8 protein-coding genes and 1 tRNA gene are annotated in these 12,073 nt (G+C 58.5%); 2 read left to right on the plus strand and 7 right to left on the minus strand.

Annotated features, from left to right (window positions below):
• Window positions 1-55 precede the first annotated feature (55 nt).
• Together MA884_RS13875 and MA884_RS13880 are read right to left on the minus strand one after the other, a co-directional pair.
• Window positions 56-850: a carbon-nitrogen hydrolase family protein gene (locus MA884_RS13875; protein WP_256231061.1), complete on the minus strand. Its 795-nt coding sequence runs from the start codon at window positions 848-850 to the stop codon at window positions 56-58.
• Window positions 851-862: 12 nt separating this feature from the next.
• Window positions 863-2,545 (minus strand): NAD(P)/FAD-dependent oxidoreductase, encoded by a 1,683-nt coding sequence (locus tag MA884_RS13880; RefSeq protein ID WP_256231062.1) that lies wholly within the window; start codon window positions 2,543-2,545, stop codon window positions 863-865.
• Between the two features lie 379 nt (window positions 2,546-2,924).
• Here MA884_RS13880 and MA884_RS13885 point away from each other — a divergent pair, with 379 nt between their 5' ends.
• Together MA884_RS13885 and MA884_RS13890 are read left to right on the plus strand one after the other, a co-directional pair.
• Complete coding sequence (locus MA884_RS13885; protein ID WP_256231063.1) at window positions 2,925-3,290, plus strand: type II toxin-antitoxin system RelE/ParE family toxin; 366 nt, start codon at window positions 2,925-2,927, stop codon at window positions 3,288-3,290.
• The gene (locus tag MA884_RS13890) at window positions 3,283-3,597 is read left to right on the plus strand and encodes an XRE family transcriptional regulator (protein ID WP_256231064.1); all 315 of its coding nucleotides are present in this window, start codon (window positions 3,283-3,285) and stop codon (window positions 3,595-3,597) included. Before MA884_RS13885 ends, MA884_RS13890 begins: the two co-directional genes overlap by 8 nt.
• A gap of 88 nt (window positions 3,598-3,685) precedes the next feature.
• On the opposite strand, the gene MA884_RS13895 is transcribed toward MA884_RS13890, so the two are convergent.
• The 5 genes from MA884_RS13895 to rpoD form a co-directional block, all read right to left on the minus strand.
• A complete protein-coding gene (locus MA884_RS13895) occupies window positions 3,686-4,147 on the minus strand; it encodes an Lrp/AsnC family transcriptional regulator (RefSeq protein WP_256231065.1) in 462 nt (153 codons plus the stop codon).
• Window positions 4,148-4,339: 192 nt separating this feature from the next.
• On the minus strand, window positions 4,340-5,770 hold the full coding sequence (locus tag MA884_RS13900) for a sodium:alanine symporter family protein (protein WP_256231066.1): 1,431 nt from the start codon (window positions 5,768-5,770) through the stop codon (window positions 4,340-4,342).
• Window positions 5,771-6,241: 471 nt separating this feature from the next.
• A tRNA-Ile gene (locus MA884_RS13905) sits at window positions 6,242-6,318 on the minus strand.
• A 15-nt stretch (window positions 6,319-6,333) separates the two neighbouring features.
• On the minus strand, window positions 6,334-10,077 hold the full coding sequence (locus MA884_RS13910) for a bifunctional diguanylate cyclase/phosphodiesterase (protein WP_256231067.1): 3,744 nt from the start codon (window positions 10,075-10,077) through the stop codon (window positions 6,334-6,336).
• A gap of 124 nt (window positions 10,078-10,201) precedes the next feature.
• Complete coding sequence (rpoD, locus tag MA884_RS13915) at window positions 10,202-12,049, minus strand: RNA polymerase sigma factor RpoD (RefSeq protein ID WP_256231068.1); 1,848 nt, start codon at window positions 12,047-12,049, stop codon at window positions 10,202-10,204.
• Between the last annotated feature and the right edge of the window lie 24 nt (window positions 12,050-12,073).

The following is a 12,073-nucleotide window of genomic DNA, read 5'->3' on the forward strand; positions in this document are numbered from 1 at the left end:
TCCAGAACAAGGATGCGCCCATGCTAGCGGATCAGGGCCCTTTCTCAATCCTCAATCAGTGTTTGTGCAAGTCGTCGTAAAGCTCAGGACGGCGGTCATGCAGGTAGTTGTAGGCCGCCCGGCAATCTTCTATCAGTTGCCGATCCAGCTCACCCACGATCAAGGCCTCGTCCAGCCCGGCAAGGGCAGGGCGGCTGCCATCGGGGGCGGCGATGCTGCTTTGGCCGCAGTACTGCAACTCACCTTCATGACCGCAATAATTGGCGTAAGCCACGAAACACTGATTTTCGATGGCCCGGGCGCGCACGGTGACATCGGCGATGAACTCGTAGGGCTGCATGTTGGCGGTGGGCACCAGGATCAGTTCGGCGCCGGCCAGGGCCAGGCGCCGGGCGTTTTCCGGGAATTCCAGGTCATAACAGATCAGAAAGCCGAGCTTCCAGCCGTTAAGCTCGACGATGGGCAGCTCGCTATCGCCAGCGCTGAACATCGCGTGATCCAGATCGCCAAACAGGTGACTCTTTCGATAATTTGCCAGACGTTCGCCATGGGCATCGATCAGTTGCACCGCGTTGTAAATCTGCCCGTCTTCACTGCGTTCCGGGTAGCCATAGGCAATCGCCAGGCCGGCCGCCTTGGCGATACGAGCGATCTGCTGCGCCCATTCGCCGTTGTAGACCTCGGCCAATACATTCACCGCGTCGACGCCAATGTTGTAGCCGGTCAGGAACATTTCCGGCAACACCAACACATCGGCGCCCCTGGCCTCCAGCGCCACCTGATGCAGGCGTTGCAGGTTGGCGGCCGGATCCAGCGGCAGCGGTGGACATTGGTAAAGGGCTACACGCATCAAAAACTCCTTTTATTCGGGCAGGGCGATCGGACCGATTTCGTCGAACACATCACCTGGACCCGGGTTCTCGGGGTGAGTTTCACCACCGAAGTGCTTCATGATCCCCCACACGGCATTGAGCGAGGTCTGTACCGCGCCCTCAACCCAGGCGGGTGTCCATGAGACGTCATCGCCGGCGATAAAGATCCCTCGCTGTTCGGCCGGCATGTCGTCCTGCATGAAGTGTGCGTACATGCGCTGGTTGTAGCGATAGTGGCCGGGCAGGGCACCCTTGAAAGCGCCGAGGAAATGCGGGTCGGCTTCCCAGGATACGGTGATCGGATCACCGATGATCCGTGCGGCGATGTCCACCTTGGGATAGATCTTCTTCAAGGCATCGAGGGCCAGCTTCACGCGCTTTTCCACCGGATGGGGGAGCATTTTCAGCGCATCGCTCATCCACGAGTACGACAGGCAAATGACCCCCGGCTTGTCATCGCCATTGTCGAACAGATAGGTGCCACGGGTGAGGCGATCGGTGAGGGTCATGCTCATCAGATCGCGGCCGGTTTCCGGATCCTTGTCCTTCCAGAACGGTCGGTCGACCATTACGAAAGTCTTCGACGATTGCATGTAGCGGGTGCGGTCCAGGGCCATCCACATCTTTTGCGAGAACAGCGCCTCTTCGCATTCGATCTGAGTGGTCAGCAGCCAGCTTTGGCAGGTGACCAGCACCGCTGCATATTCGCGGGTGTTGTCCCACACGTCCGTTACGCTGAAGCGACCATCGTCGGCACGGGCGATGCGCTTCACACCGCTGCGGGGGGCGCCAAGGTGCAACGAATTGAGGCTGGTACCTTCTGGCCAATGCGCGCAGCGCTCCGGCACATGTTTCCAGATGCCATGGGGCACCTGCTCGACGCCGCCGACCACCAGGTGCTGGTGATCGTCGCAATTGGTCATCACCACGCGAAAGATTTCCAGCATCGAGTTGGGAAAGTCCGAATCCCAGCCGCCGGTGCCGAAACCAACCTGGCCGAACACTTCACGGTGTTGGAACGAGAGTTTGGCAAACGCCTTGGACGTGGCGACGAAGTCGTAGAAAGTGCGGTCGTCCCACAGGGGGACCAGGGTGTTCCACAGTTCCTTGAGGCGTGGCACGTCGCGGTCGCGAATCGCTTGCTGGATATCGCCGAAGCGCGAACCGTCCTCCAGCGCATCCGCCCAGGCGTCGGCCACTTCCTGGAACAATGCCGGCAGGTCGGCCATCTTCTGTGCGTAGTAGGTCTGGCCTTCCAGGTCGATGACCGTACTGCCCGAGGCCGGGGTCAAAGGGTTGGGAAACGGTTTGGTCTCCAGGCCCAGTTTGTCGACGTAGTGATAGAACGCCGTGGACGACACCGGAAACCGCATGCCCCCCAGTTCGGCAATAATACCCTCGGCGCCGTTGAACGCTTGTGAGCGCAGGCGCCCACCCATTTTCGACGCTTCGTAGACCACTGGCTTGAGGCCCAGCTTCATCAACTCGTAGGCCGCCACCAGGCCGGCGATCCCGGCACCGACAACCGCGACTTCCGCCCCATGGTTGTGAGCGGGAATACTGCCCAGGCCGGCCGGATGTTCGATCCAGTCGTCAAAAGCGAAAGGAAAGTCCGGCCCGAAAATGGTGATGGGCTTCTTGCCGTCTGCTGGGTGGCGATTGTGCTTGTTCATGGCGGACCTTGATTGGGCGACTCGACGCGGCGTGCGCGTCTGAGTATAGGAAAGATGCCAGCCATTCTAGAGAGGGCGAAACACGTTAATAAGACGCAATGTGTCGTCGTTCTGGATTGTTATGAGTCATTTTGATGCGTGGGTTAGTCGTAATGACGAAGCTGCGCCCTGTGAACCTTCTGGTCGCGAGCAAGCCCGTTTTCACATTAGATAAGTTTCGAAGTGATGGTCTCTTTCAGACCATTCATGCTGTCGATCCACATCGAACTCTCACAGAAACCCCATTTAACAATTGCCCGGGGGATCAAGCTGGCCAGGCAGCGTCTGAAGCACCTAAGGTTATTCCCTTGAGGTTATATAACTTGGGTGGCATATTGGAATGAGATGGGATGTTGAGTACACCGATGAATTTGAGAGGTGGTGGAACCGTCTCAGTGAGTCTGAGCAGGACGCTGTGCAGGTATCGGTGATGTTGCTTGGTGATGCCGGGCCACATTTGGGTTTTCCTCACACCAGCGATATCAAAGGTTCGCGCCATGGCCACCTTCGGGAGTTACGGGTGCAACATGCAGGCAGACCTTATCGTGTGCTGTATGCATTTGATCCGCGCCGCTGCGCCATTCTGCTGATCGGCGGGGACAAAACGGGCCAGGATCGCTGGTATCAGGAGCACGTACCGTTGGCTGAGCGTCTTTATGACGAGCATTTGGAAGTCTTGAAGAATGAGGGCTGTGACAATGGCTAAGAAGTTTGCAGATTTAGTAGCGCGTCGTTCGCCTGACGCCCAGGCTCGTACGCAGGCTCTGTATCAGAAACTGAGGGCAGAAATGCCGCTTCACGAGTTGCGTCAGGCGCAGGAGTTGAGCCAGGAGGCTCTGGCCAGGACGCTGCATATCAATCAGGCAGCGGTGTCGAAGATGGAGCGTCGCACCGACATGTACATCAGCACATTGCGTAATTACATTCGTGCTATGGGGGGGGAATTGGAAATTATCGCAACTTTCCCTGATGGGCAGGTCAGGATAGAAAATTTCTCCCATCAAACACAGTAACCCGCATTCTCTGTGGGAGCGCACCGGCTCGCGATAGCGGCATGTCGGTCATGGTCCGATGCCATCGTGAGCACGTTAAGTCGCACGCTCAGACCGGCTGCCCCCGGTCGATCTTGCTGCTGAGGATGATCGAAGTGGTGGTTTTCTCCACCCCCTCCACACTGCCAATCTGGTCCAGTAACTGATCCAGCTGCTCCGGCGAGTCCGTGCGCAGCCAGGCCACATAGTCGAATTCGCCGCTGACCGCGCACAGTTGCTGGACCTGGGCCATCGCACTCAAGCGCCGTAGCACTTCCTTGCCGGAGCGCGGTTGAACCTTGATGCCGACATAAGCCTGCAACCCGCCGTCAATCACCCGCTGTCCCAGACGCACGCCGTACCCGGTAATCACCTTGGCCTTCTCGAGCCGTGCCAGCCGCGAAGTCACGGTGGTGCGGGCGATGCCCAATTGTCGGGCGAGCATGGCGACGCTTTCCCGGGCATTGATTTGCAGGGCGGCAATCAGTTGGCGGTCGATTTCGTCGAGGACGGGAGGGCGGCTGTCAGACAAGATGGGCTCCGGCGTGGATATCGGTGGTAGGCATGTTACATGCCTTTGCCACCGACTCCATTGGGATGCGGTCGGGAAATGCCTGCCACCATGACTTTGCTCATGGCGGCAGTATCAGCAGATTTGACGATGCGGGCATCAGCCCGTTTCAGAGGTGGCCGCAGCCCAATCCAGGCTGCGACCGGGTCAGGATCATTTCCAGCGATTCGTATCCCATGCCTTGCGGTCGAGATCGAGGTCGGGGAATTTTGCCGGATCGAAGACCGGCCTTGCCACACCGGCTTTCAACTGCGCGCGGAAGTCGTTGATCACCCGTATTGCAGTAGGGAACAACATCAGAATCGCAATCAGGTTCACAAGTGCCAGAATGCCCATCATCGGGTCTGAGAAGAAGAAGACCGAGGTGGCGTTCGGGGCGGCGGCGCCGAGGAAAATCAAGCCCAGGATCAACACGCGCAGCACCAGCAGGGCGGGTTTGGATTGGGTGATGGCCGCCAGTGCGTTCTCACCCAGATAAACGTTATAGATGATGGACGAGAAGGCGAAGAGCAGGATCGCCAGACTCAACGCGTAGCGCGACCACTCACCAAAATGGCTGGCCAGTGACTGCTGTGTCAGCACGACACCGTCGATACCCGTTGCGCCGGCAACGTAGACATCACCCAGCAGGATGATGAACGCCGTGCACGAGCAAATCACGATCGTGTCGATGAAAACCGAGAACGATTGGGTGATGCCCTGGCTGACCGGGTGATGGACCAGCGCAGTGGCTGCGACGTTCGGTGCCGAACCAAGCCCCGCCTCGTTTGAGAACAGCCCGCGGCGCAAGCCTTGCGCGATCGCAGCCCCCATGCCACCGGCGATGGCTTCTTCATAGCCGAAGGCGCTCGAGACGATGCGTACGAAGAGCGCCGGAATTTCACCGATGTTCATCACGATGACGATCAGGGCAAGCGCCAGGTAACCCAGCGCCATGACGGGTACCACGACGTCGGCCGCCTTGGCGATGCGCTTGATGCCACCAAAGATCACGAACCCGGTAACAAGGACCAGTAGCGCTCCGGTCACAAAGCGGCTGATCCCGAACGAATCCTGCATCGCGCCGGCAACAGTGTTGCCTTGGAAGGCATTGAAGCCAAGGCCGAAGGCCGCCAGCAGACAGATTGCATAAACTATCGCAAGCCAGTTGTAGTTCGACCCGAGGCCATGCCGGATATAGTCGGCTGGGCCGCCACGGAAGGAGTGTTCACCGTCAGTGCGCTTATAAATCTGGGCAAGCGTACATTCGACGAGACTGGTTGCCATGCCGATGAGCGCGATGCACCACATCCAGAAAACCGCTCCGGGCCCACCGAGTGTGATCGCGACGGCTACGCCGGCAATGTTTCCGCCGCCCACGCGGCCGCCCACCGATACGAGCAGCGCTTGGCGTGCGCTGAGGTTGTTGGGGTCGCTGTTCTGGTTCTTCCCTGAGAGTACGCGGAACATCCGGCCGAAGAATTCGAACTGGACGAAACCCGACATAATCGTGATGAACACTCCGAAGACTACGAGAATGGGTATGAGCGACCACCCCCACGTGAGGCTGTCGACATACCCAAACAGCGTTTGCAGGAATTCCATCTGTTTCTCCTATATTTCTTATTATCGGCGGAACGACTTTCTTGAGCGTCCCGCGATCAGTTTTATGCCTGGTTTTACATCCGATTTCTCGTCTTCGGACGTTTCGATGCCGCCGATCGTTCCCGATCCGAAAACCCGCAACATGGCACCGTCGAGTTGTTCGAGGGCAGCACCGGCCTTTATCGCTGGCAGTGGCCGGGCCCTGGCGGGCGCAACTGTACTACAGAGCGGTAAGTTTGGGCCCTGATAGTTATGCGCAATCAGTCTCAGGGTTTTCAAATATCTGTTCACATGAGTGCTACTGCTATTTTTCTGAGTGCCCGGTATAGGTGACATTCAATATAGCTGGTTGCGGATATATGACATGGATGATGCCCTCATCCCGAAGCAACTTGGCTACCAGCTCTGGCAACGGCGCCCAGTCTTGCCGCTCAGAAACGACGAAAGCCGCGCAATGCGCGGCTTTCAAGATGGTGGGCCCACACGGACTCGAACCGTGGACCAAAGGATTATGAGTCCTCTGCTCTAACCAACTGAGCTATAGGCCCTCAGTAGGTCGCGGATTATAACGACGGTTTCTCGGCTGTGCTATCCGAAAAATCCGATACGGTCATACGAAGAAACGTTGCGGCGAACTCTTCGGCGCACAGGGGCAGGCTGACGATGTAGCCCTGGATCTGTTCGCACCCTTCTTCAGCCAGGAATTGCTGCTGGGCCAGGGTTTCGACGCCTTCGGCGATGATGGTGAATTGCATGCTGCGGCCCAGGGCGATGATTGCCCGCACGATGGCCACGTCGTGGGGGTCATCGGGCAGGCCGCGGACGAAGGACTGGTCGATCTTGAGAAAATCCAGTGGCAAGCGTTTGAGATAGCTCAGGGAGGAATAGCCGGTGCCGAAGTCGTCGATCGCCAGTTGCACGCCGAGTTTTTTCAGTTGGTGCAGCACCGCCAGCGCCTCTTCGGCCTGGCTCATGATGAAGTTTTCAGTAATTTCCAGTTGCAATAAGCCGGGCTTGAGACGGTGCTCACGCAGCAGTTGTTCGATACGTCCCAGCAGGTTGGGTTGGCGCAGTTGGGCTCCGGCAAGATTGACCGACAGTGGGCCGAGACTTTCATAGGTATCGTTCCATTCGGACAGTTGCCGGCAGGCACATTCCAGTACCCAGTCGCCAATTTGCAGGATCATGCCGTTTTCTTCCGCCAAGGGGATGAAATGTTCCGGCGGCACGTCGCCAAACGTGGGATGGGTCCAGCGTATCAGCGCCTCGGCGCCCACCAGCTGGTTGTCGGCGAGGCTGAATTTTGGTTGGTAAGACAGCGACAACTCGTTGCGTTCTATGGCTCGTCGCAACTCGTGTTCCAGAGCCACCCGCTCACTGGCCTGGGCGGTGAGGTCGCGGGTGTAGCTTTCCACCCGGTTGCGACCCTTGGCTTTGGAGCGGTACATCGCCGCATCGGCATTCTTGACCAGGGTGGCAACGTCGCAGCCATCTTGCGGGTACAGGCTGGTGCCGATGCTGGCGCTGATGAAGAATTCATGCTCGCCGGCCTGGAACGGCGCGGCAAAGCAATTCAACAGCTTCTGGGCGATGTACTCGGCATCGCTGGGTTGTTGCAGGCCTGGCAGCAAGATGATGAATTCGTCTCCACCCAGGCGCGCCACGGTGTCGATATCGCGCAACTGCTCACGCAGACGCACGGCGATGCCCTTGAGCAGCAGATCCCCCACCGGGTGCCCCAGGCTGTCATTGATGTGCTTGAAGCGATCCAGGTCCAGAAATAGCACCGCACCCTGGCCTCCATTTTCCTGCTGGCTGTTGAGAGCCATCAGTAAGCGGCTTTCGAACAATGTACGATTCGGCAGGCCGGTGAGCGGGTCGTGGTGCGCCTGGTAGTCAAGTCGGGCCTGGGCGTGTTTGAGGCTGGAAATATCGGCAAAGACCGCAACGAAATGGGTGATCTCCCGATCCCGATTACGCACCGCACTGATGGTCAGCCAACTGGGATACAGCTCGCCGTTTTTACGCCGATTGGAAATCTCCCCCTGCCAGTGGCCATCGGCTGTCAACTGATGCCACATCGCGGCGTAAAACGCGCTGTCATGCAGGCCGGAAGCCAACAGCCGCGGGGTATGGCCCAGGGCTTCGGTTTCGCTATAGCCGGTGATTTCGCTGAAGGCACGGTTTACCGCGCTGATGTGTTGTTGCGTATCGGTGATCAACACGCCTTCGGCGGTGCTCTCGAATACCGTTGCGGCCTGTTGCAGCTTTTCCTGCATCAGGTGGCGTTCGGTGATGTCCCGGGCGATGGTCAGCATGCAGTCCTCGTTGCCGATGGGGAGGGGCCGACTGGATACCTCACAAAGCCGTACCTGCCCGTCGTTGCGGCGGATATGGCACCTGAAATCCCTGACATAACCGTCTCGTTGCAGCAGGTCGAGCATCTGTTTGCGCTCGTTGAGGTTGACCCAGATGCCCAGGTCCAGGGTGGAGCGGTCCACCGACAGGGCGCTGTTGAAACCGGTAATGCGGCTGAAGCCTTCGTTGACCTCAATCAGCAGGCCGTCACTTTGTCGGGACAGCAGCAGGCCGTCGGGCGAGGCGTGAAAAGCCTTGGCGAACTTCTCTTCGGAGGTTTGCAATTGCTGCTGGGTTTCCTTGAGCTGGCTGATGTCACGGACCACCACGACCAAGGCTGGGGTGGTGTCCAGGTCGAAGGGTTCGGCGGAGATCAGCCCAGTGAACACCTGGCCGTTACTGCGGCGGAAAGTCATTTCCAGATTACGGATACTGCCGGCCTGCAATCTTTGCAGCAGCCCCGGCCCCACGTTCTGATTGCCCCAGATGTTCAGTTCGGTCGCGGTCTGGCCTACCACCTCTGCGGCGCTCAGACCAATTTGTTCTTCGAAGGCTTTGTTGACCTCCAACAGGCAACCGTCCAGCAGGCGCGCAATCACCAGGATGTCCGGACACTGGCGGAATACCGAAGCGAACTTCTGCTCCGATAGACGCAGCGCTTCTTCGGTGCGTTTGGCTTCACTGATGTCGATCATCAACCCGCGCATCACCGGCTCGTGGCCGTGCTCGATCAGGCTGACGATATCGCGTACCCACAGGCAGCGGCCGTCAGCGGTGATCACGCGGTAATCAATGCAATGGTCTCGGCCCGCCAGCACTTCATGATCGCAATAGGTCTGGGCGCGGATCAGGTCGGCAGGATGAATAATGTTGCGCCAGAACCCTGGAATCAGCCAGTGGGCGAGGGGGTAACCGAGCAGTTCTTCGGCGTGGGGCGATACATAGCTGTAGGTAAAATCGCTGACCCTTGCCTCCCAGGCAATTGCTGAAAGGCTCTCCACCAGCCCGCGATAGTGGTATTCGCTGCTGCGCAGTTCTTGTTCCAGATCGACTCGTCGCGCGATCTCTGAGCTGAGGCGACGATTGATGCGAATCACCGCCGCGAGGACACCGCTCAATAGGAACAGCGCAGGCAAGCCGTAAAGCAGCAGATCTGACCAGAACCTTCGATAATCTCGGACATTGCCGACCCATTTTTCCTGGATTTCGCTGATCTGGACTGGGGTCATGTCCGCTATCACCTTGTCCAGGATCCCCACCAGTATCTTGTTTTCTCGTGGGACGCCCATTGCCAGTTGATAGCGATAGGGCGTTTCTCCGCTGACATAGAGGCCGTCGAGCTTGAGCTGGCGCAGGCTCCAGACACTGGAAGCCAGGTCGCCCACCACGGCATCCACTTTGTCAGTTGCCAGGGCCTGCAGAGCTGAACTGACATTGGGCAGCGCCATCAGATTCAGGTCGGGATGGTGGTTGCGCAGCAGTTCGTGGGGGGCATAGTTTTCCACCACGGCGATTTTCAACCCGTACAGATCCTCAAGATTATGAGGTTCGGCACCGCCGTGATGGGCCAGGATGACTATCGGGAAGTCGAGATATGGGCGGGTGAAGGCCAGGTAACTCTGACGTTCTGGGGTGGACATGATGCCCGGCAACAGATCGATTTTGCCCTGTGCGACTTGTTCCAGCACCATGGTCCAACTGACAGGCTCGATGGGCGTGAGTGTGACAGCCAGCCGCTCGCGGATAACATCCACGTAGTCGGCGGCCAGGCCCTGATATCGCCCTTGATCGTCACGAAACTCGAACGGCGGCCAGGAGGCGTCTACACCCAGGCGCAAGTCGGGGTGGTCCTTGAGCCAGCGGCGCTCTTCGTCTGTAAGCGTCAGCGCGCCAGCCGTTGCGGTCCAGGTCATCAATGACAGCAAAATCACGGCCGTCAGTCTGGGCATCACGGTCTCGTCATGGCTTGGGGAGGATGTTTCGAGTGTAGACGGGCAATAGGGCGGGGGCGCGCAAGGAGGGGATTTTATCTGCACATAACAAAACCCCCGGCAGGGCCGGGGGTTTTTAACGTCACTCGTCGAGGAAGGAGCGCAGATGTTCGCTTCGCGTCGGATGGCGCAATTTGCGCAAGGCTTTGGCTTCGATCTGACGAATCCGCTCACGGGTCACGTCAAACTGCTTACCGACTTCCTCAAGGGTGTGATCGGTATTCATGTCGATGCCGAAACGCATGCGCAGTACCTTGGCTTCACGGGCAGTAAGGCCGGAAAGTACTTCGCGAGTCGCTTCCTTGAGGCTCTCAACGGTGGCGACATCGATCGGCGACTGCATGGTGGAGTCTTCGATGAAGTCACCCAGGTGGGAGTCTTCGTCATCACCGATCGGGGTTTCCATGGAGATCGGCTCTTTGGCGATCTTCAATACCTTGCGGATCTTGTCCTCAGGCATTTCCATGCGTTCGCCCAGCTCTTCCGGCGTCGGTTCACGACCCATTTCCTGCAACATCTGCCGGGAAATGCGGTTGAGCTTGTTGATGGTCTCGATCATGTGCACCGGAATACGGATGGTGCGGGCCTGGTCGGCAATCGAGCGAGTGATCGCCTGACGGATCCACCAGGTGGCATAAGTCGAGAACTTGTAGCCACGACGGTATTCGAACTTGTCCACCGCCTTCATCAGACCGATGTTGCCTTCCTGGATCAGATCGAGGAATTGCAGGCCGCGGTTGGTGTACTTCTTGGCGATGGAAATCACCAGACGCAAGTTCGCTTCGACCATCTCTTTCTTCGCGCGGCGGGCTTTGGCCTCACCGATCGACATGCGACGGTTGATGTCCTTGATCTCGGCGACGGTCAGGCCGGTTTCGGCCTCCAGCGTGGTCAGCTTCTGCTGGCAACGAATAATGTCCGGTTGCAGGCGGGCAATCGCTTCGGCGTATTTGCTTTTGCCTTTGGCCAGGGCATCAGTCCAGCTTTCGTCGACTTCGTGACCAGGGAACTGACGCAGGAAATCGGCACGTGGCATGCGGGCATCACGCACGCAAAGTTGCATGATCGCGCGCTCTTGCTGACGCAGACGATCCAGGGCGCCACGAACACGCTCTACCAGGCCTTCGAACTGCTTTGGCACCAGTTTGATCGGCATGAACAGCTCGGCCAGTGCCAACAGCTCGGCAATCGCCTGCTTATTGCTGCGGCCGTGCTTCTTCAGCGCCTTGCGGGTGATCTCCATCTGGTCGGACACCGCGCCGAAACGCTGTGCAGCGATGACCGGATCCGGACCGCTTTCGGCTTCTTCTTCGTCGTCGCTGGCTTCAGCGTCGTCGTCATCGGTGTCGTCGTCAGCCTTGGCGGCTTTCGCGTCGATCGGCGGCGGCACTTCGGCTGCAGGCGGCGCGATACCGTCGTCCGGGTCGATGTAACCGCTCAGGACGTCGGACAGGCGGCCACCTTCGGTGGTGACGCGGGTGTACTCGGAGAGAATATGGTCAACCGTGCCAGGGAAGTGCGCGATTGCGCCCATCACTTCGCGGATGCCTTCTTCAATACGCTTGGCGATTTCGATTTCGCCTTCACGCGTGAGGAGCTCTACCGTGCCCATTTCACGCATGTACATGCGCACGGGATCGGTGGTGCGACCAATGTCGGTCTCGACCGCTGCCAACGCTGCAGCCGCTTCTTCAGCGGCCGCCTCGTCGGTATCGGCGTCGGCCAGCATAAGGGCATCCTTATCTGGAGCAACCTCGAATACGTTGATCCCCATGTCGTTGATCATGCGGATGATGTCTTCCACCTGTTCCGGATCTGAAATATCCTCCGGCAGGTGGTCGTTGACCTCCGCGTAAGTCAGGTAGCCCTGCTCACGACCCAATAGGATCAACTCTTTGATACGAGACTGCTGTTGCGCTTTTCCGGACATAACACCCTATCCACTGAAGGTCTT

Source organism: Pseudomonas sp. Q11, from assembly GCF_024494355.1.
GTDB classification, from domain to species: domain Bacteria; phylum Pseudomonadota; class Gammaproteobacteria; order Pseudomonadales; family Pseudomonadaceae; genus Aquipseudomonas; species Aquipseudomonas hefeiensis.